The sequence below is a fragment of the Nocardia rhizosphaerae genome, assembly GCF_042650365.1.
Classification (GTDB): Bacteria; Actinomycetota; Actinomycetes; order Mycobacteriales; family Mycobacteriaceae; genus Nocardia; species Nocardia rhizosphaerae.
On record NZ_JBHSBA010000003.1, the window covers coordinates 365,226 to 385,713 of the forward strand.

The following is a 20,488-nucleotide window of genomic DNA, read 5'->3' on the forward strand; positions in this document are numbered from 1 at the left end:
AATGATTCGGTGTCTGCGCAGCGACCGCGGTCTACACGCAGAAGCCTTGGCGATCGGTGTGCAGCACACAGCCGCCACCGCGCCAAGGGGTGACTGTACGAGGGTACTGATACCGCTACGCAGGGTCAAACTCGCCCCAAGGCAGGTGCGCCAGGCACGCGTTCAGGCTACCGGACCTCCATCGGAGGGCCGATGTCGGCCCGACCTGCGGCGACACGCCCGGGTTGCACTCACGCAGTGGGGAAGTTTTCGTGAGTTGCTCCACAGCTCTGGCCTTCTGCGGCATGGGCGGCTAGCCTCTGTAGCCGGGGGATTGCTGAAGAACCGCAGGTCCAGCCCCATTAGCTGCCACACGTTGGCAGATCGCCTCTATCCCCAGGTTTGTCCACATCTGTGGATAATTATGTGGAAAGACGGCCGGAGTGGCATATTCGTAGGGCCGACGGTGCCCGCGCCGCAGTCCGCGTTCTGGGACCGCACGGCGTTCGAACCGGCTTCGGTTGTGCGCAGGATCACTGGATACCACCTGGTCACAGGTGGTTCCCTGCGTGCACCCGGCCGTGGGCCCCAACTACCGGCTCCGGGGAGGACGCTGCATGGACGACGAGCAGAATGTGCTGGCCACTGTATGGCCAGAGGTGGTCGCCGAGCTCACCACAGGCTCGGCGGACGGCGCCATCCCGGCAGTGAGCCGCGCTCAGCAGGCCTGGCTGAAGCTGGTGAAGCCGCTCACCGTCGCCCAGGGATTCGCGTTGCTGTCGGTGCCGTCCTCGCTCGCGCAAGAGGCCATCGAGCGTGATCTGCGTGAGCCGATCCTGCGTTCGCTCGGCCGCAGGCTGGGTCCGCAGGTGGAGGGTCTCGGGGTGCGCATCGCCGCGCCGAGCCCGGCCGCGGGGGAGCGGACCGGCAGTTCGCCCCGGCACGCCAGGATGACGAGCCGTCCGGAGCGCCCGCGCGAACCGGTACGCCCGCCGAGTGGCTTCCCCGGTCCCGATTTCGGCGCCCCCGACTACGCCGCGCGCGGTGAGTACGGCCGCCCGCGCTACAACACGGGCGAGTATCAGGGCGGCGGTAGCGATTACCGCGACGACTACTCGGCCAACCCGGACTATCCGGCCTCCGGGGACTACAGCTTCGGCGGCCGCGAATACCCCGCACCGGCCGGTGAGTACGGCGAGCGACCCGATTTTCCAGGACACCGGGAGTACCAGTCCGAATCGGAGTACCGACCCGAACCCGAGTACCGGCCGGAGTCGGAGTACCGCCCCGATTCCGAGTACCGGCCGTCGGAAGGCGAGTACGCCCAGCAATCGGAGTACCCGGCTGCTTCCGACTACGCACAGGCACCTGACTACGCCAAGGCGCCGGAATACCAGCCCGACCGTGGCGAGTTCCCCGGCACCGACTTCGAGCCGACCGCCGTGTACCCGGTTCCCGATTTCAGCGGCGGCGAGTTCGGTGGTCGCGGGGAATTCCGTGGCGCTCGTCCGGAGCAGCGCCAGGCCGAGGCGGCACCGCCGCGCCGCGAGCAGCAGCCAACCAGGCGTGAGCACACTCCACCAGGGCAGGAATCGCTGTTCACCCCGGAGCCGTCGCGCCCGCCGAGCCGGGGCCGGGGTCCGCAGCAGGACGAGCAGATCGCAGCGCGCGCCGAGGATCCGGCCACCGACACCGCACCGGAACCGTTGCGGCCCGGCACGCCCGGCGCCGATTCCGTCGACGACGAGCCGGTGGTCGACGCCCGCAACAACTGGCCGACCTATTTCAACAAGTCGCCGGAGGCGCCACCGCAGGCCTCGTCCTCGGCGAGCCTGAACGCCAAGTACACCTTCGAGACGTTCGTGATCGGCGCGTCGAACCGGTTCGCGCACGCGGCGGCCGTTGCCATCGCGGAGGCGCCGGCCCGGGCCTACAACCCATTGTTCGTATGGGGCGCTTCCGGATTGGGCAAAACCCATCTGCTGCACGCTGCGGGGCACTATGCGCAGCGGCTGTTCCCCGGCATGCGGGTGAAGTACGTGTCCACCGAGGAGTTCACCAACGACTTCATCAACAGCCTGCGTGACGATCGCAAGGTCGCGTTCAAGCGGCGCTACCGCGAGACCGACATCCTGCTGGTCGACGACATCCAGTTCATCGAGGGCAAGGAAGGCATCCAGGAGGAGTTCTTCCACACCTTCAACACCCTGCACAACGCCAACAAGCAGATCGTGGTGTCCTCGGATCGGCCGCCCAAGCAGCTGGCCACCCTGGAGGAGCGGCTGCGGACGCGGTTCGAGTGGGGCCTGATCACCGATGTGCAGCCGCCCGAGCTGGAGACCCGCATCGCGATCCTGCGCAAGAAGGCCCGGATGGATCGGCTCGATGTGCCACACGACGTGCTCGAGCTGATCGCGAGCCGGGTGGAGCGCAATATCCGTGAGCTGGAGGGCGCGCTGATCCGGGTGACGGCCTTCGCCTCGCTCAACGGTCAGCCACTGGATCTGTCCCTGGCCGAGGTGGTGCTGCGCGATCTCATGCCCGACACCGCCGCACTCGAGATCAACGCGGCGACGATCATGGCCGTCACCGCTGAGTACTTCAACACCACGCTCGAGGAGCTCACCGGTCCCGGCAAGGCGCGCCCGCTCGCGCAGGCCCGCCAGATCGCCATGTATCTGTGCCGGGAGCTCACCGATCTGTCGCTGCCCAAGATCGGCCAGGCCTTCGGTCGTGACCACACGACGGTGATGTATGCGGAGAAGAAGGTCCGCAAGGAGATGACCGAGCGGCGTCGCGTCTACGACCAGGTCCAAGAACTCACAGCCCGAATCAAACAGCGCTCCCGCTGAATTCATCCCCAACCCGAGAACACCGCCCTGACCTGGGGCGGTGTTCTTTTTCGCCCTGTGGATTCCTCGAGGAGTCCCTGTGGAGTCCTCGAGGAATCCACTGGTTGTGCACCGGTTGACGCACAGGGGTTGGGGACCGAGCTGGGAGTGTTCGTACACAGGGAGTTGTCCACATCGTCCACAGGCCGATCCACTCACAGCTGTGCACTCGTCCCGACCTGCGGCGTCGCCGGATCACGCCTGTGGATTCCTCGAGGAATCCGTGTGGAGTCCTCGAGGAATCCACCTGGTTGCCACCACCCTGCCCCCGCGTGTGAACAACAGGGTGAATCCGGTGGAACAACTCGAGGACTACTCGAGGATGGAATCGGGACAACTTCGCGCGTCCACAGACGACTCCGGTTCATCCTCGAGACACCCCACGGCCATCCACATGCCGCCGTGCGCGCTGACCTGCGGATTCGGTCGAAGTCCACAGATTCCACAGTGCCTACTACTACTTCAGTTCTCTTTCTTGAAGAGATCTCTTCAAAACAGGGTGTGTGGAAAGTCGGGTCGGACAGGCTCGGCTCGGTCGGTGCTCCACTCACAAGAAGCAAGGAGGAGAAGGGACGGGCCGCGCACCCGATCGACAGGGGAGGGTCGTTGCGGACTCGGCGGGGTTACACGGGTACCGTTTGGTTGTCGGCTGGTTGTGCGAGACTCAGTGCACGGTCGGCACACACCTCAACTAACTCGGAGAGGACACATCGGGCGATGGAGCTTGCGAGCATGAAGTTTCGGGTCGCCCGAGAGGATTTCGCCGAGTCGGTGGCCTGGGTGGCCCGTAGCCTGCCGTCACGCCCGCCCGTGCCGGTGCTCGGTGGCGTCCTGCTCGTCGCCGACGAGAACGGTCTGACGGTCTCCGGCTTCGACTACGAGGTCTCCGCGCAGATGCGGGTGGCCGCCGAGGTCGCCGGGCCAGGGCAGGTGCTGGTCTCGGGCAGGCTGCTCGCCGATATCACCAAGGCGCTGTCGAACAAGCCGGTCGATGTCTCCGTCGACGGCACTCGCGTGCTCATCGCGTGCGGTAGCGCCAAGTTCTCGCTCCCCACCATGCCGGTCGAGGACTATCCCCAGCTGCCCGAGGTACCGCAGCAGACCGGTGAGCTCGGTGTCGATGTGTTCGCCGAGGCGGTCGGCCAGGTCGCCGTCGCCGCAGGCCGTGACGACACGCTCCCCATGCTCACCGGTATCAGGGTGGAGATCGAGGGCAACGACGTGGTGCTCGCCGCCACCGACCGGTTCCGCCTCGCCGTGCGGCACCTGCAGTGGCAGCCGACGCGGCCCGATATCGAGACCGCGGTGCTCATTCCGGCCCGCACGTTGTCCGAGGCCGCCAAGACGCTCGGCGCCACCGACGCGCCGGTACAGCTCTCGCTCGGCACCGGCGGCGGGGCCGACGGTCTGCTCGGCATCGTCAACGCGGGCCGGCGAACCACCACCCGCCTGCTCGACGCGGAATTCCCCAAGTTCCGTCAGCTGCTCCCCAAGGAACACACCTCCATCGCCACGCTGCCGGTCTCGGCGCTGTCCGAGGCGATCAAGCGTGTGGCCCTGGTAGCCGAGCGCGGTGCCCAGGTACGGCTCGAGTTCTCCACCGACGGCGTGCTGCTGTCCGCGGGTGGGGACGACGCTGGCCGCGCCGAGGAATGGCTGGAGGCCGACTTCCGCGGCGAGCCGCTGACCATCGCGTTCAACCCCGGCTACCTCACCGAGGGGCTTTCCGCGCTGCACGCTGATCGGGTTACCTTCGGCTTCACCACGCCGAGCCGTCCCGCCGTGCTGCTGCCCGCCTCCGACGAGGAGCCCAAGGTGCTGGAGTCCGGTGCGTTCGCCGCGCTGGAGAGCCAGTACATCTACCTGCTGATGCCGGTCCGGCTGCCCGGCTGAGCCGGCCCGGCGCAACCCGGCATGTTCATTCGTGCGCTGTCGGTCCGTGATTTCCGGTCGTGGGAGCACGCCGAGCTCGAATTGTCCCCAGGCCGCACGGTGCTGTTGGGAGCGAACGGCAACGGCAAGACCAACCTGATCGAGGCGGTCGGCTATCTGGCGACGCTCGGTTCGCACCGGGTCGCGGCCGACGCGCCGTTGATCCGGCTCGGCACCACGCAGGCCAGGATCGGCGCGACCGTGGTCAATCAGGGCCGGGAGCTGCGCGTCGATGTCGAGCTCAAACAGGGCAGCGCCAATCGGGCGCAGATCAACCGGTCGCCGGTGCGGCGCTCACGCGAAATCCTCGGCATTCTGCAGACCGTGCTGTTCGCGCCGGAGGATCTGGCGCTGGTGCGTGGTGATCCGGGGGAGCGCAGACGGTTCCTCGACGAGTTGTGCACAGCCCGGCTCCCCAGGTTGGCCGGGGTGCGCGCCGACTACGACAAGGTACTGCGGCAGCGGTCGGCCCTGTTGAAAACCGCGGGGCGCCAGGTGCGTTCGCGCACCGATCTGAGCACCCTCGACGTGTGGGACGGGCACCTCGCCGAGCACGCGTCGGTCCTGCTGGCGCAACGATTACGCCTGGTCAACGACCTGTATCCGTACTTGGCACAGGCCTATCAGTCGATCGCGCCCGAGTCACGTCCCGCGGCAATCGGTTACCGGTCCGGGTATCTGCCGCCCGAACTGCTCGACCCGGCGAGGGAACCCGCGGCCGACGATGTGGAGTACCTGCGCGAGATCATGTTGCGTGAGTTGTCCACAGCGCGGACGAGGGAGTTGGACCGCGGTGTGTGCCTGGTCGGCCCACACCGTGACGACCTCGAACTGCTGCTCGGCAGTGCCCCGGCCAAGGGTTTCGCCAGTCACGGCGAATCCTGGTCGTTCGCCCTCGCGCTGCGGCTGGCCTCGTTCGAGCTGCTGCGCAGCGGTGGGACCGAGCCGGTGCTGTTGCTCGACGATGTGTTCGCCGAGCTCGACCGGCGCAGGCGGACCGCGCTGGCCGAGGTGGCGGCGGGTGCGGAGCAGGTGTTGATCACCGCGGCGGTGCCCGAGGACGTACCTGCCGCACTGGCCGCAGAGCCACTGCGGGTGCAGACCACCGGGGAAGCCGACCAGCGGACTTCACACATTGGCGCCGATCCCGTCCCGCAGCCCGAAGATATGCACAGCTGACGACAGTTATCCACAGTCGTTGTGGATAACTGTCGGCATGCTGGAGATATGCCGGTCGACGGGCACGGGGGTGGTCGGTATCCCGGCGTAGACTCGGTCCGCACTCGGCCAGCATCGACACCGGAAGGGCGGTAAGCGTGACCGACGAGCCGGAACCGGAACTGCGCGGCATCGATCTGGCCCGTCGCGCGCTGGAGGAAGCGCGCGCCGCGGCCAAGGCCAGCGGGAAGTCGGTCGGCCAGGGCAGGGCGTCCCCGGTGCGCAAGCTGCGGGCGGGCGGGCGCAGGCGCAGCGGCTGGTCCGGCGCCGGTCCCGATGCCCGCGATCCGCAGCTGCTCTCGGCGCTGGCGGGCTCGATCGCGAAGAGTCGTGGCTGGTCGGGCAAGGTGGCCGAGGGCACGGTGTTCGGTCGCTGGGCCAGTGTGGTCGGCGAGGACATCGCCGCGCACGCCACCCCGGTAACGCTGGAGAACGGCGTACTCAAGATCGCCGCCGAGTCCACCGCCTGGGCGACGCAGTTGCGCATGCTGCAGGGCCAGCTGCTGGCCAAGATCAATGCCGCCGTGGGTCAGGGCGTGGTCACCCAGCTGCGGATCACCGGGCCCGCCGCGCCGAGTTGGCGCAAGGGCGAGCGCCACATCAAGGGCAGAGGCCCGCGCGATACCTACGGATAGCCGGGCGGTGACCAGCGTGAGTTGTGTTGCGAGGGCGCCGGTCTCACCACCCATGATTGTGGACATGTGGACAGAGCCTGTGGATAACTCGGCGCCGACCCCACCTCGCATCGGCGCCGTTTCACGTGGAACCTTCGAACGCGAGCCTCACGCGAGTTCTGCCGGGCGGAAATCGCCGCGAGGCCGACGCTTATCGCCATAGTTCGATTTCTCGCATTCACGGCGGCGTCAGGGGTGTCGTAGGTGCACTGTAAGTTGGGCTTACCAGTAGGATGGTGACGTAACCAGCGGCGAACCCTCGACGCGTGCTGTGCAGTCCGCGTGCTGCCCGACCGTTGTGCCAGGGATCAGCAAGTAAGGAGAGCTACCGAGAAGTGGCTGCCAACGACTCCAACGCATCGGGCAATGGCTACGGTGCCTCCTCCATCACGGTCCTCGAAGGCCTCGAAGCGGTGCGCAAGCGCCCCGGCATGTACATCGGTTCCACCGGTGAACGCGGTCTGCACCACCTCATCTGGGAGGTTGTGGACAACTCGGTCGACGAGGCGATGGCAGGCTACGCCACCCGAGTCGACGTGACGCTGCTCGCGGACGGTGGTGTGGAGGTCGTCGACGACGGCCGCGGTATCCCCACCGGTATGCACGCGCAGGGGATCCCCACCGTCGAGGTCGTCATGACGCAGCTGCACGCGGGTGGCAAGTTCGACTCGGACTCCTACGCGGTCTCCGGCGGTCTGCACGGTGTCGGTATCTCAGTGGTGAACGCGCTGTCGAGCAAGCTGGAAGCCGAGATCGACAACGACGGCTACCACTGGACGCAGATCTACAAAGACGCCAAGCCGGGCAAGCTGATCCAGGGCGAGCCCACCAAGCGCACCGGTACCACCATCCGGTTCTGGGCCGATCCCGAGATCTTCGAGACCACCACCTACAACTTCGAGACGGTCTCGCGCCGCCTGCAGGAGATGGCGTTCCTGAACAAGGGCCTAACCATCACCCTGACCGACGAGCGGGTCTCCGAGAACGACGTCATCGACGAGGTGGTGAGCGAGACCGCGGAGGCCCCCAAGCACGTCGAGGAAGGTGTCGCGGCGCCGGTCGAGCCCAAGGTCAAGACCCGCACCTACCACTACCCGGGCGGCCTGGTCGACTTCGTCCGCCACATCAACCGCACCAAGCAGGCCATCCACAACTCGGTGGTCGGCTTCACCGGCAAGGGCACCGGCCACGAGCTCGAGGTCGCGATGCAGTGGAACTCCGGCTACTCCGAGTCGGTCCACACCTTCGCCAACACCATCAACACCCATGAGGGCGGCACGCACGAAGAGGGCTTCCGCGCGGCGCTGACCACGGTGGTAAACAAGTACGCCAAGGAGAAGAAGCTCCTCAAGGAGAAGGACGGCAACCTCACCGGTGACGACATCCGCGAGGGCCTGGCCGCCATCGTGAGCGTCAAGGTCGGCGAGCCGCAGTTCGAGGGCCAGACCAAGACCAAGCTGGGCAATACCGAGGTCAAGTCGTTCGTGCAGCGTGCCTGCAACGAGCACCTGACGCACTGGTTCGAGGCCAACCCGGCCGACGCGAAGACCATCGTGCAGAAGGCGGTGTCCTCGGCGCAGGCCCGTGTGGCCGCCCGCAAGGCGCGTGAGCTGGTGCGCCGCAAGTCGGCCACCGACCTGGGTGGACTGCCGGGCAAGCTGGCCGACTGCCGGTCCAAGGATCCGGGCAAGTGCGAGATCTACATCGTCGAGGGCGACTCCGCAGGCGGCTCGGCCAAGTCCGGCCGCGACTCGATGTACCAGGCGATCCTGCCGCTGCGCGGCAAGATCATCAATGTCGAGAAGGCCCGCATCGACCGCGTCCTCAAGAACAACGAGGTCCAGTCGATCATCACCGCGTTCGGCACCGGCATCCACGACGAGTTCGATATCGCGAAGCTGCGCTACCACAAGATCATCCTGATGGCCGACGCCGACGTCGACGGTCAGCACATCGCGACGTTGCTGCTCACCCTGCTGTTCCGGTTCATGCGCCCGCTGGTCGAGCACGGTCACGTGTTCCTCGCCCAGCCGCCGCTGTACAAGCTCAAGTGGATGCGGGCCGATCCGGAGTTCGCCTACTCCGACCGTGAGCGCGACGCCCTGCTCGAGGCCGGTCTCGCCGCCGGCAAGAAGATCAACAAGGACGACGGCGTCCAGCGCTACAAGGGCCTCGGCGAAATGAACGCCAAGGAGCTGTGGGAGACCACGATGGATCCCGCGGTCCGGGTGCTTCGTCAGGTGACACTCGACGACGCCGCCGCGGCCGACGAGCTGTTCTCCGTGCTCATGGGCGAGGACGTGGAGGCACGTCGCAGCTTCATCACCCGCAATGCCAAGGACGTTCGCTTCCTCGACGTGTAACCGGCGCTGCGCTGTGCGAGCGCGCCCGAGAACGCATGTCACGCCCTCGAAGGAGATTTGATGACCGAGACCACGCTGCCGCCGTCGGGCGGTGCGGGCGACCGGATCGAACCGGTCGACATCCAGAACGAGATGCAGAGCAGCTACATCGATTACGCGATGAGCGTGATCGTGGGTCGCGCGCTGCCCGATGTACGCGACGGGCTCAAGCCGGTGCATCGGCGCGTGCTCTACGCGATGTACGACAACGGCTACCGTCCCGACCGCGGTTACGTGAAGTCGGCCCGTCCGGTCGCCGAGACCATGGGTAACTACCACCCGCACGGCGACTCCTCGATCTACGACACCCTCGTGCGTATGGCGCAGCCGTGGTCGCTGCGCTATCCGCTGGTCGACGGCCAGGGCAACTTCGGTTCGCGCGGCAACGACGGCGCGGCCGCCATGCGATACACCGAGTGCCGCCTCACGCCGCTGGCGATGGAGATGCTGCGCGATATCGACAGCGAGACCGTCGATTTCGTGCCCAACTACGACGGTCGCTCGCAGGAGCCGACCGTGCTGCCCGCGCGCGTGCCCGCCCTGCTGATGAACGGCAGCAACGGCATCGCCGTCGGCATGGCCACCAACATCCCGCCGCACAACTTGGGCGAGCTGGCCGAGGCCATCTACTGGGCGCTGGACAACTACGACGCCGACGAGGAAGCCACCCTCGCCGCGTGCATGGAGCGGGTGAAGGGGCCCGACTTCCCGACCTCCGGCCTGATCGTCGGCAGTCAGGGCATCCACGACGCCTACACCACCGGTCGCGGCTCGATCCGCATGCGTGGTGTGGTGGAGATCGAAGAGGGCAGCCGCGGGCAGACCCAGATCGTCATCACCGAGCTGCCGTACCAGGTCAATACCGACAACTTCATCAACTCGATCGCCGAGCAGGTCAAGGACGGCAAGATCGCGGGTATCTCCGATATCCACGACGAGTCCTCCGACCGGGTCGGCATGCGCATCGTGGTGACGGTCAAGCGCGACGCGGTCGCCAAGGTCGTGCTGAACAACCTGTACAAGCACACCCAGCTGCAGACCAGCTTCGGCGCCAACATGCTCTCGATCGTCGACGGTGTGCCGCGCACGCTGCGCCTGGATCAGATGATCCGGCTCTACGTCGACCATCAGTTGGAAGTCATCGTCCGGCGCACCCGCTACCTGCTGCGCAAGGCCGAGGAGCGGGCCCATATCCTGCGCGGCCTGGTCAAGGCACTGGACATGCTCGACGAGGTCATCGCGCTGATCCGCCGCTCGGCCAACACCGACACCGCGCGCACCGGCCTGATGCAGCTGCTCGACATCGACGAGATCCAGTCGACCGCGATCCTGGACATGCAGCTGCGCCGCCTCTCGGCCCTGGAGCGGCAGAAGATCGTCGACGATCTGGCCAAGATCGAGCTCGAGATCGCCGACTACAAGGACATCCTGGCCAAGCCGGAGCGTCAGCGCGCCATCGTGCGCGACGAGCTGGCCGAGATCGTCGAGAAGTACGGCGACGACCGCAGGACCAGGATCGTCGCCAACGACGGTGATGTGGCCGACGAGGATCTGATCGCCCGCGAGGACGTGGTGGTCACGATCACCGAGACCGGCTACGCCAAGCGCACCAAGACCGATCTCTACCGTTCGCAGAAGCGCGGCGGCAAGGGCGTGCAGGGCGCGGGCCTCAAGCAGGACGACATCGTCAAGCACTTCTTCGTCTCGTCCACCCACGACTGGCTGCTCTTCTTCACCAACAAGGGCCGGGTGTACCGGGCCAAGGCCTACGAGCTGCCCGAGGCCAACCGAACCGCGCGCGGTCAGCACGTGGCCAACCTGCTCGCGTTCCAGCCGGACGAGAAGATCGCCCAGATCATCCAGCTCAAGACCTACGAGGACGCGCCGTACCTGGTGCTGGCCACCCGCGCGGGCCTGGTGAAGAAGTCCAAGCTCACCGATTTCGACTCCAACCGGTCGGGCGGCATCGTCGCGGTGAACCTGCGTGACGACGACGAATTGGTCGGCGCCGTCCTGTGTTCCTCCGACGACGATCTGCTGCTGGTGTCGGCGCACGGCCAGTCGATCCGGTTCTCCGCGACCGACGAGGCGCTGCGGCCGATGGGCCGGGCGACCTCCGGTGTGCAGGGCATGCGGTTCAACACCGACGACGAGCTGCTCTCGCTCAATGTGGTCAGATCGGACACCTACCTTTTGGTTGCCACCTCGGGTGGGTATGCCAAGCGCACGGCGATCGAGGAGTACACCGCACAGGGCCGTGGCGGAAAAGGCGTATTGACAATTCAGTACGACCCGAAGCGTGGCAGCCTGGTCGGTGCGCTCATCGTCGACGACGAGGACGAGTTGTATGCGATCACTTCCAGTGGTGGTGTCATCCGCACCGCGGCCAAACAAGTCCGAAAAGCTGGACGGCAGACCAAGGGTGTGCGATTGATGAACCTCGCGGATGGCGATACCTTGCTAGCGATCGCGCGCAACGCCGACGAGCCCGATCCCGATCAGCTCACCGGCGACGCGGCTTCGGAGCAGTAACCCAACCAGCGGCGGCAACGAACGGATCTGAGGATTCCATTGACCACACCGAATCAGTCGAACGACGATCGGAACCAGACCAACGGCGTCACCGAGCGGATTGCCTCGTCTCCGATCCAGCCGCGCCCGATCCAGCGCGAGGGCGCGGCCGAGGGCGCCGCCGCGCCGGAATCCGGCACAGGCGGGGGTGAATCGTTCGACCAGTCGACCGTGCGGATGGGAACCGAACCCGCGCCGGCCGCCCCCCAGCAGGCCGGTGGCCCACCGGCGGGCAACGGCAAGGGCAAGTCGCCTTACCAGGACGGGTGGGCGCAGCTGCCGCAGCGTGAACCGCAGTCGAACCTGTACCGGCCCGGTGAGGCGCCTAGTCAGGGGCGTCCCGCGGCCGCGTCGGCGGGTGGCGGGCTGAAGGGCAGTGGCGCCTCCAATGCCCGCACCACCGCCGATCTGGCGGCCAAGGCGGCCCGCAAGGAAGCGGCGATGGTGAAGTCCGTCGGTATCGACGGCCCGACCAGGAGCATCGCCAGGCCCGAGCTGGTCAAGGACATGCCGGACCTGTCCGAGGTGCGTCATCCCACGCCGGACGCGCCGCCGGCGCCACCCGGTCTGCCGATGGCCCAGATTCCGCCGCAGCCCGGCCCGAGCGCAAGGGCCGCGGCCGCGGGCTCGGTCTCGCCCGCCGCGCCGGTGGCCATCGCGGCCGCCGCCTCGGGGGAACCGCTACGCGCGACGGTGCAGATCCGCCGGATCGATCCGTGGTCGACGCTGAAGATCACCCTGGTGATCAGTGTCGCGCTGTTCTTCGTGTGGATGGTGGCGGTCGGCCTGCTCTACATCGTGCTGGCCGGCATGGGCGTGTGGGACAACCTGGACAACTCGCTCGGCGAGATGCTGAACCAGGACGGCAGCTCGTCGAGCCTGATCGACGCGGGCACGGTGTTCGGCTACGCGGGCGTCATCGGGCTGATCAACGTGGTGCTGTTCACCGCGCTGGCGACGGTGGGTGTGTTCATCTACAACCAGTGCTGCGATCTGGTCGGCGGCATCCAGGTGACCCTGGCCGACCCCGACTAGAAACCGGGTCTCTCCCTGCGGCCGGTCAGACCATGAAAATGGCTCTGACCGGCCGTTTTGGTTATCTGCGATGAGGTAGGGTAACCTCGTTCCTCGTTGCGGTTCACTGCTCCGGCAGGGCCGAAACGAGTACGGGCCTATAGCTCAGGCGGTTAGAGCGCTTCGCTGATAACGAAGAGGTCGGAGGTTCAAGTCCTCCTAGGCCCACTCCCGAACATCACAGTAGGGTGGGAATCATGAAGATTGTCCTCACGGTCGGCATTGTGATCGCGGTTCTCATCGGTATCACCAAATTCCGCAAGCGCGACGATGCTGACCTCTGGCACGAGGTCACCACCCGCTGATTCGGGTCTTGCCAACTGGTTCACCACCGGTAAGGGGCCTTAGCTCAATTGGCAGAGCACTGCCTTTGCAAGGCAGGGGTTAGGGGTTCGATTCCCCTAGGCTCCACACTTCATCCGTGAATGACCGCGCCCCCGCCGGTTCCTGACATCAGGAACCGGCGGGGGCGCGGTCGTTTCCGCGGGTTAGAACACCGCGGCGGTGCAGTTGACGACGGCGTACTTGCCGGTCGCGGTCTGCTCGTCTTCGACCTTGCCGTCCACGGTGATCCGGCAGGTCACCGACGTTCCGTTGGTCTGGGCGCCGAGCCCGATCATCGCGATGGTCGAGGTGTTGGTGACCGACTTCGTCCACGGAGCGGTGGCGCCGGCCTCCTGCTGCAGTTCGGAGTTCCCGTCGAAGTAGGTCACCGAGGACAGCTCGGTGTCGTCGGAGATGATCTCGTAGACGATGTTCTTGCCCTCGCCGGTGGAGGTGCCAGGGGTCAGCGGCGGGACCTGCGCGCCGGGTGACTCCGGTGCGGCGGGCGCGGTCGGCGCGGCCGAGTTGATCGAGCTGGCGGCGGCGTCGATGGACTTGCTCACCTCCTCACCCGCTTTGCCCAGAATGGCGACGCAGCCGCCGATGCCGCACAGGAAGACCAGGCCGAGCACACCGAGCACGATCCAGATGGTGTTCGACTTCTTCTTGGGCGGCTGCGGCGGGTATCCGGGCTGCTGGCCGTAGGGCTGTTGCGGGTACTGCGGTGTGGTCAAAGTGATTCCCCCTCAGGTGAAGTCGAAGACATGTCCAGGTGTGATCGCCGTCGCGGCCGCCGCCGTTATCAGCGCGCGACAATCGGGCGGGCCGGATTCCCTTAGGCTGCACTGCTGTGAGTGCTTTCGACTTCCTTCTCACCGCGACTCCCGCCGAGTACGGGTCGCTCGACCTCGCCACCATGGCGGCCAGGCAGCGCGCCCGTGCGGCCTGCTTCGCGAATTCGGTGGATCGGGCCGCGGTCGCCGGATTCGACAGCGGCACAACGGGGACGGCGTTCCTCGGTGGCTATCAGGAGGCGCTGCACGCGCTGGTCCCCGCGCTGGCCGAGGACGACCTGACCTCCATGTGCGCCACCGAGGCGGGCGGAGCCAAGCCCGCCCAGCTCACCACCACCGTGACCGAGGACGGCGTGGTCACCGGGACGAAGTCGTTCGCGACACTCGGGGAACTCGCCACCCGGTTTCTGGTGATCGCCAGGGCGGGGACCTGGCCCGACGGGCGGGCGCGACTACGGGCCGTACTGGTTCCCGCGGGCGCGGGCACCGTCGTCACGCCGTTGCCGGAGCTGCCGTTCGCTCCCGAGATCCCGCACGCCACCGTCACTTTCGAGGGCGTGCGGGGCGAGTTGCTGCCCGGCGACGGCTACGCCGACTACCTGAAACCGTTCCGCACGGTGGAAGACGTGCACGTGGTGGCCGCTGTGCTCGGTTATCTGGTGCGGGTGGCCAGGCAGTCGCAATGGCCCGCCGGGGCCGTAGCACAGCTGCTCGGCCTGTTCGCGGCGGTGCGTGGGGTGGGTACCGAGGACCCCGGCGCGGCGGGCACCCACATCGCGCTCGGTGCGGTGTTCGACCGGCTGACCGCCCTGCGCGCCGAACTCGCGCCGCTGTGGGACCGCGCCGACCCCGCGGTCGCGCGGCGCTGGGCCAGGGACGAGCCGCTGCTCGAGGTGGCGGGCAAGGTCAGAGCGCTGCGGCTGGCGACCGCGTGGCGCACGGTCAACGGGTGAAGGTGCCAAGGCCGTTCTCATCGAAGTAGTCGAGCACCAGCCCGTCGTCGGTGAAGCGGGCCGAGGAGACGCTGCCCGGTGGGGCGTTCTCGCCGCTCGGTTCGAAGGCGAAGGTGTCGCCGTCCCAGTGCCGCAGCGGGTAGCGCTGTTGCGCGGGGCCGATGGTGAGGACCAGCTCGCCGCCGTCCTCGCTGATCACCGCCGGACCCCAGTACTCGTTGGCGTAGCTGCCCGGATAGGTCGACAGTGGCTGGGCCGGGGCGGGATTCGTCGGTGCGGGTTTGCCTGCCAGGTCGCCGACCGGATCGTTGAGGGGGGCGATCACCTGCTCGTAGAGCGCGCGCCAGTCCTCGCGGATCTCGCCGAACTGCACCAGGTCGGCGAACTCGGCAGTGAGTGTCTCCGGTATGCCGATCGGGGCCGCGTTGGTGAGCGCGACGATCGCCACGTCGGCCGATGGAATCACCACGAAGTTCGTCGCGGCGCCGAGTGCGAACGCGCCGGAGTGGCTGTAGTCGGTCCGGCCCGCCGGTGTGGTGGAGGCGTTGAAGCCGAAGCCGTAGTAGCCCGCCCGTGCCTGCGGTGCCCTGGCCGGGGCGGAGATCACCTGCGGGGTGATCGCGGGCAGCAGGGCCTGTGCGGGCGCGATGGTGGTGCCGTCGGCGGTGCCCGTACCGAGCAGCGCGGCCAGCCAGCGAGCCATGTCGTTGACCGAGGAGCTGGCGCCGCCCGCCGGTGATTGGGCGTCGGGATCGCGGACCGCCTCGGCCACCCAGGCACCGTCCACCCGCATGTGGCCGACGGCCCGGTTCGGGCGGGCCTGGAAGTCGTCGAAGCGGGAACTGGTCGACGACATGTCGAGCGGGCCGTAGAGGACATCGTCGCTGAGCTGCTCCCACGACGTACCTGCCGCGGTGGCGACCGCCTCCGCGGCCGCGGTGAGGCCGAAGTTGGTGTAGTGGTAGCTGATCCGGAACGGATCCAGCGGTTCCAGGCGGAGCTTGTCGAGGATCGCCGCGCGATCGAAGCCGATGTCCTCGAGCCGGTCGCCCGCGTGGTCGGGCAGGCCGCTGCGGTGCGCGAACAGATCGCCGACGGTGAGTTCGGCGGTGGTGGCCGGATCGGCGAGCGCGAACGAGGGCAGCAGCGAGACCATCGGCGTCGTCCACTCGATCGCGCCGGTGCCGACCTGGTGGGCGACCACTGTCGCGGCGAGTGATTTGGACACCGAGGCCAGCTGGAAGACGGTGTCGGCGTCGACCGCCTCCTGCGTGCCCGCCGCGCGCACGCCGAAGCCCTTGGCGTACACGGTTTCACCGCCGTGCACGACCGCGACGGCCATCCCGGGGATCCGGCTGCTTTCCATCAGGGCGGCGGCCAGCTCGTCCAGCTTCGCCACGGCCCGGTCGACCGCGTCGTCGGGCAGCGGGACGCCGGCGACCTGGTTCGGTGGGAGCTGGACGGTGGTCGGCGCCGGCGTGGGCGTGGGCGCGTCGTCGGCGGAACCACAACCGACCACGACAGCCATCGACACGACCAGCGCCGTGATCATGACCCTGCCGGGCACCATGGGCCGACGATAGTCCTGGTTGCCGGGCGATCGCGGGAACGTGGCTGGACTGTGATGCGCGATCGACCCGGCCCGGAAAATGGGGAGCGGGCCTCGGCGAAGGGGGGGAGTTAGCCGAGGCCCGCGTAGGGTCGGCCCGGGGGGGAGGGGCCGACGTGAACGATCCTACGCGATGTCAGCGGAATTCGTGTAAGCGCACAGCGAGAGTTTCCAAGATTTTTCGGCCGGGACGGCTGGGAACGGGGTCGTCGGCCGCCGTCGCGACGGTCCGGGTTCTCGGCGCGGTACCTGACGATCTGCTGACGCAATTCGAAAGGCGCTGGTACACAAGCTTTTACCCGGAAGTAACAATGAACGTGTGCTGGCATCGCGCTCGGCAGGCGTGCCCCGGAGATCAGGGGCTTGCGTCACGGGGGTGCCAAAAAATCGGTCCGATTCGTCGCGTGTCGCTGGATCTCGGCATGTCGAACAAATCCGTACATAGGGTTTTGGATGCCCAGCAAATGGGATGCGACTTGTCGGTGGGTGGGGCAATACTGGGGCAGCAGCGTTGACCAACGACATCAGGAGAATCATGCCCGACGCAATCGTCGCCGAGGGACTGGTCAAACGGTATGGGCAGCTCACCGCCCTCGACGGGCTCGATCTGAGTGTGCCCGAAGGTACTGTTACCGCACTTCTCGGCCCCAATGGCGCGGGAAAGACCACGACCGTTCGCGTACTCACCACCCTGCTCGTTCCTGACTCCGGCCGTGCCACGGTCGCCGGAATCGACGTACTGAACAACCCGCAGGCCCTGCGCTCCCACATCGGCGCGTCCGGGCAGTACTCCGCCGTCGACGAGTACCTCACCGGCTTCGAGAACCTGGAAATGGTCGGCAGGCTCTATCACCTCGGCGTGCAGCGCAGCAAGGAACGCGCGCGCGAACTGCTCGACCGCTTCCGGCTCACCGACGCGGCCGACCGGCCCGTGCGCGGATACTCCGGCGGCATGCGCAGGCGCCTCGACCTCGCCGGCGCGCTGGTCGCCAACCCGCCGGTGCTGTTCCTCGACGAGCCGACCACCGGTCTCGACCCGCGCGCCCGCCTCGACCTGTGGGACGTCATCGAAGAACTTGTCGCCGGCGGCACCACCCTGCTGCTCACCACCCAGTACATGGACGAGGCCGACCGGCTCGCCGACGCCATCGCGGTGATCGACCACGGCAAAGTCATCGCGCGCGGCACCGCCGACGAGCTCAAGGCCCTCGTCGGCGGCGACCGCATCGAGCTCACCGTCGCCAGCCCCGACCAGCTCGCCCCGGCGCAGCAGGTGCTCAGCCCGCTCGCCGACGGCGAGATCCATATCGAACCCGGTCTGCGCCGGATCGTGGTCCCGGTCGCCGACGGCTCCCAGGATCTGGTCGCCGCGATCGGCAGACTCACCGAGCACAAGGTCCAGATCAACGACGTCGGCCTGCGCAGACCCTCGCTCGACGACGTATTCCTCACCCTCACCGGGCACGAGGCAGAGGAACTCGTCAACGGTGACGGCGAGAAGGTCGGCGCGGAAGGACAGAACCGATGAGCCTCACCCTCGACAAGGCGGATACGCAGGTTCCCGGCCTCGGCGAACGGCTGTCGATGGTCCTCAGCGACAGCGTGACCATCGCCAAGCGCAATGTCATCAAGATCAAGCGCGTGCCCGACGTCCTGATCTTCACCACGATGTCACCGATCATGTTCGTGCTGCTGTTCGCCTACGTGTTCGGCTCGGCGATCAAGGTGCCCGGGATGGAAGGCGGCTACCGGGAGTTCCTGATCGCGGGCATCTTCGTGCAGACCGTGGTGTTCGGTGCCACCTTCACCGGCGCGGGCATGGCCGAGGACATGCAGAAGGGCATCATCGACCGCTTCCGATCACTGCCGATGGCGCCGTCGGCAGTGCTGGTCGGCCGCACGATCAGCGACGTGGTGATCAATATCGTCAGCCTGGTCGTCATGTCGCTGACCGGTCTCGTGGTCGGCTGGCGCATTCGGGGCTCGTTCCTCGACGCGGTACTCGCCTACATTCTGATGCTGCTGTTCGCCTACGCGCTGTCGTGGATGATGGCCGTTGTGGGCCTGCTGGTCCGGGCGCCGGAGGTGTTCAACAACGCCAGCTTCATGGTGATCTTCCCGCTGACGTTCCTGTCGAACGCGTTCGTCCCGATCGAGGATCTGCCGACACCGTTGCGGATCTTCGCCGAGTGGAATCCGATGTCGGCGCTCACCCAGGCGGTCCGGGAGCTCTTCGGCAATACCAGCGAGCTGGCGCCTACCTCGCAGGCGTGGCCGATGCAGCACCCGGTCCTCACCTCACTGCTGTGGATCGTGGTGATCCTGGTGGTGTTCGTGCCGCTGGCTCAGGCGCAGTACAAGAAGTCGGTGAGCCGCTGACGGCGGTTTCATGGCGCGCCGGTCTCCGTTCCGGGGGCCGGCGCGGCACCGTTGCGGGAGTAGCCGAGGCGGGGCGGTTCGGGGGCGGGCTCGGGGAGTTGTGGACGCTTGCTGCGGGCGAGCCAGGCCAGGGCACCTGCCCCGACCACGGCGGCGGACGCGATGAGCGGGTTACGAAGCTTCATGCGACCACTGTGGCATAACTATCTGCGTGACCTCACCCCACCAGACCGCCGTGGCCACTCTGCACACCAACCACGGTGACATCAAGATCGCGCTCTTCGGCAACCATGCCCCGAAGACTGTCCGCAACTTCGTCGGGCTCGCCGACGGCAGCGCGGCCTACACCACCACCAACGCCGGTGGTTCCGAGTCAGGGCCGTTCTACGACGGCGCCGTCTTCCACCGGGTGATGGCGGGGTTCATGATCCAGGGCGGCGATCCGACCGGCACCGGTCGCGGCGGTCCCGGCTTCGAATTCGGCGACGAGTTCCATCCCGAATTGCGCTTCGACCGCGGCTATCTGCTGGCAATGGCCAATGGGGGGCCTGCCACGAATGGTTCGCAGTTCTTCATCACCGTCTCCGCGCAGCCCCATCTGAATCGCAAGCACACGATCTTCGGCGAGGTGGTCGATCCGGATTCGCGCAAGGTCGTCGACGCCATCGCCGCGGTGCCGACCGACCGCAACGACCGGCCGACCGAGCCGGTGGTGATCTCCTCGATCACCCTCGACCGATAACAACACGCACAGCAGAACTCCCCGCCGCGTTCGCGCGACGGGGAGTTCATTGCTTCACGTGAAACGTTGCCGATCAGTCGGCCACCGAGGCGAAGCCGTTGACGACGAGCGCGTCGTACACATCGTGGGGATTGGTGCCGAGGTCCCAGCGGCCGAAGATCAGCAGCCGTTCCGAGTCCTCATGGCGGACGTCGATCTCGAGCATGGACGACTTCCGGCCGATGCGGCGGTAGGAGACCATCCGGATCCGGTCGATCCGGTCGAGCGGATACTCCTTCGGCCCGGTGAGCGTGCCGACGATCAGCCGCGGCGCGGCGCCGCCGATCATGGTGAGCCGGGGCCGCTGCCGGAACGCGAGCACCGCCATCGCCAGCACGGCGACCGCGGCGAGCCCGACCAGCAGCCGACTGGGGCCGTCGTTGGCCAGGATCGCCGCGACGACCAGGATCAACCCGCCGCCGGACACGGCGATCAACCCGGCTGTCGGCGTTGTCCACGAGGTGCCGCCGGGGGAGTCCACAGCATTCACGCGGCTCGATCCCCCGTTTCTCCTCGAGTTGTCCACAGATTCATCCACAGGTGTGCATGAATAACACCGGTGTAATCCGGTGCGACGCGGCCGGTCAGCGCCATCGCATGGTCATGATCAGGCCGATGACCATCAGGCCGAACCCGATCAGGAAGTTCCAGGCGTTGAGATCGTTCATCCAGCTGATCTGCTCGGCAGCCAGGTAGTACACCAGCAGCCACAGGAGGCCTGCCAGCATGAAGCCAAGCATGATCGCGACGTACCAGACCGGCGACGGGCCCGCCTTCACCTTCACCGGAGTGCGGCTGGCTGGGCTCGGGGTGTAGTCGGCCTTCTTACGGACCTTGGACTTGGGCATGACGTCCTCGAATTCGGAAATACAGGTAACTCCTAGGCTATCCCACCAGGTAATGGATG

Annotated in this window: 17 protein-coding genes and 2 tRNA genes; 14 read left to right on the top strand and 5 right to left on the bottom strand. The window is 67.1% G+C overall.

The window, feature by feature from the left end; all coding sequences use genetic code 11:
• Positions 1-596 precede the first annotated feature (596 nt).
• From dnaA to ACFOW8_RS03305, 10 genes are all read left to right on the top strand, one after another.
• Positions 597-2,831, top strand: a complete 2,235-nt coding sequence (gene dnaA, locus ACFOW8_RS03260) for a chromosomal replication initiator protein DnaA (RefSeq protein ID WP_378545190.1) — start codon at positions 597-599, stop codon at positions 2,829-2,831.
• 756 nt (positions 2,832-3,587) lie between these two features.
• Positions 3,588-4,763: a DNA polymerase III subunit beta gene (dnaN, locus tag ACFOW8_RS03265; RefSeq protein WP_378545193.1), complete on the top strand. Its 1,176-nt coding sequence runs from the start codon at positions 3,588-3,590 to the stop codon at positions 4,761-4,763.
• Positions 4,764-4,784: 21 nt separating this feature from the next.
• The gene (gene recF, locus ACFOW8_RS03270; RefSeq protein ID WP_378545196.1) at positions 4,785-5,981 is read left to right on the top strand and encodes a DNA replication/repair protein RecF; all 1,197 of its coding nucleotides are present in this window, start codon (positions 4,785-4,787) and stop codon (positions 5,979-5,981) included.
• A gap of 137 nt (positions 5,982-6,118) precedes the next feature.
• A complete protein-coding gene (locus tag ACFOW8_RS03275) occupies positions 6,119-6,655 on the top strand; it encodes a DUF721 family protein (protein ID WP_378545199.1) in 537 nt (178 codons plus the stop codon).
• Between the two features lie 374 nt (positions 6,656-7,029).
• Entirely contained in the window at positions 7,030-9,057 is a 2,028-nt protein-coding gene (gene gyrB, locus ACFOW8_RS03280) for a DNA topoisomerase (ATP-hydrolyzing) subunit B (RefSeq protein WP_378545202.1), read from the top strand.
• Between the two features lie 60 nt (positions 9,058-9,117).
• Positions 9,118-11,628, top strand: coding sequence for a DNA gyrase subunit A (gene gyrA, locus ACFOW8_RS03285; RefSeq protein ID WP_378545205.1), 2,511 nt, complete (start codon positions 9,118-9,120; stop codon positions 11,626-11,628).
• Positions 11,629-11,667: 39 nt separating this feature from the next.
• The gene (locus ACFOW8_RS03290) at positions 11,668-12,702 is read left to right on the top strand and encodes a DUF3566 domain-containing protein (RefSeq protein WP_378545208.1); all 1,035 of its coding nucleotides are present in this window, start codon (positions 11,668-11,670) and stop codon (positions 12,700-12,702) included.
• Positions 12,703-12,835: 133 nt separating this feature from the next.
• Positions 12,836-12,909, top strand: a tRNA-Ile gene (locus ACFOW8_RS03295).
• A gap of 29 nt (positions 12,910-12,938) precedes the next feature.
• Positions 12,939-13,046, top strand: coding sequence for a DLW-39 family protein (locus ACFOW8_RS03300; protein ID WP_378545211.1), 108 nt, complete (start codon positions 12,939-12,941; stop codon positions 13,044-13,046).
• Between the two features lie 33 nt (positions 13,047-13,079).
• Positions 13,080-13,152 (top strand) — tRNA-Ala (locus ACFOW8_RS03305).
• A gap of 77 nt (positions 13,153-13,229) precedes the next feature.
• On the opposite strand, the gene ACFOW8_RS03310 is transcribed toward ACFOW8_RS03305, so the two are convergent.
• Positions 13,230-13,799 carry an MmpS family transport accessory protein gene (locus ACFOW8_RS03310; RefSeq protein ID WP_378545214.1) on the bottom strand — a complete coding sequence of 190 codons (570 nt, stop codon included), beginning with the start codon at positions 13,797-13,799 and terminating at the stop codon, positions 13,230-13,232.
• Positions 13,800-13,915: 116 nt separating this feature from the next.
• Between ACFOW8_RS03310 and ACFOW8_RS03315 the strand changes: the two genes are divergently transcribed.
• Positions 13,916-14,812 (top strand): acyl-CoA dehydrogenase, encoded by an 897-nt coding sequence (locus ACFOW8_RS03315; RefSeq protein WP_378545217.1) that lies wholly within the window; start codon positions 13,916-13,918, stop codon positions 14,810-14,812.
• Here the strand turns inward: ACFOW8_RS03315 and ACFOW8_RS03320 are convergent.
• Positions 14,802-16,382: a serine hydrolase gene (locus tag ACFOW8_RS03320; RefSeq protein ID WP_378545220.1), complete on the bottom strand. Its 1,581-nt coding sequence runs from the start codon at positions 16,380-16,382 to the stop codon at positions 14,802-14,804. The two genes, ACFOW8_RS03315 and ACFOW8_RS03320, sit on opposite strands and share 11 nt — an antisense overlap.
• A 574-nt stretch (positions 16,383-16,956) precedes the next feature.
• On the opposite strand from ACFOW8_RS03320, the gene ACFOW8_RS03325 reads away from it, so the two are divergent.
• Both ACFOW8_RS03325 and ACFOW8_RS03330 read left to right on the top strand, forming a co-directional pair.
• The gene (locus tag ACFOW8_RS03325; RefSeq protein WP_378545223.1) at positions 16,957-17,949 is read left to right on the top strand and encodes an ATP-binding cassette domain-containing protein; all 993 of its coding nucleotides are present in this window, start codon (positions 16,957-16,959) and stop codon (positions 17,947-17,949) included.
• Between the two features lie 56 nt (positions 17,950-18,005).
• A complete protein-coding gene (locus ACFOW8_RS03330) occupies positions 18,006-18,800 on the top strand; it encodes an ABC transporter permease (protein ID WP_378548430.1) in 795 nt (264 codons plus the stop codon).
• An 8-nt stretch (positions 18,801-18,808) separates the two neighbouring features.
• Here ACFOW8_RS03330 and ACFOW8_RS03335 read toward each other — a convergent pair whose 3' ends face one another.
• The gene (locus ACFOW8_RS03335) at positions 18,809-18,985 is read right to left on the bottom strand and encodes a hypothetical protein (protein ID WP_378545226.1); all 177 of its coding nucleotides are present in this window, start codon (positions 18,983-18,985) and stop codon (positions 18,809-18,811) included.
• A gap of 26 nt (positions 18,986-19,011) precedes the next feature.
• Here ACFOW8_RS03335 and ACFOW8_RS03340 point away from each other — a divergent pair, with 26 nt between their 5' ends.
• Positions 19,012-19,542 carry a peptidylprolyl isomerase gene (locus ACFOW8_RS03340; protein WP_378545228.1) on the top strand — a complete coding sequence of 177 codons (531 nt, stop codon included), beginning with the start codon at positions 19,012-19,014 and terminating at the stop codon, positions 19,540-19,542.
• A 73-nt stretch (positions 19,543-19,615) separates the two neighbouring features.
• Here the strand turns inward: ACFOW8_RS03340 and ACFOW8_RS03345 are convergent, their stop codons facing one another.
• Both ACFOW8_RS03345 and crgA read right to left on the bottom strand, forming a co-directional pair.
• Entirely contained in the window at positions 19,616-20,062 is a 447-nt protein-coding gene (locus ACFOW8_RS03345) for a PH domain-containing protein (protein ID WP_378548433.1), read from the bottom strand.
• A gap of 103 nt (positions 20,063-20,165) precedes the next feature.
• Complete coding sequence (gene crgA, locus ACFOW8_RS03350) at positions 20,166-20,429, bottom strand: cell division protein CrgA (RefSeq protein ID WP_378545231.1); 264 nt, start codon at positions 20,427-20,429, stop codon at positions 20,166-20,168.
• Between the last annotated feature and the right edge of the window lie 59 nt (positions 20,430-20,488).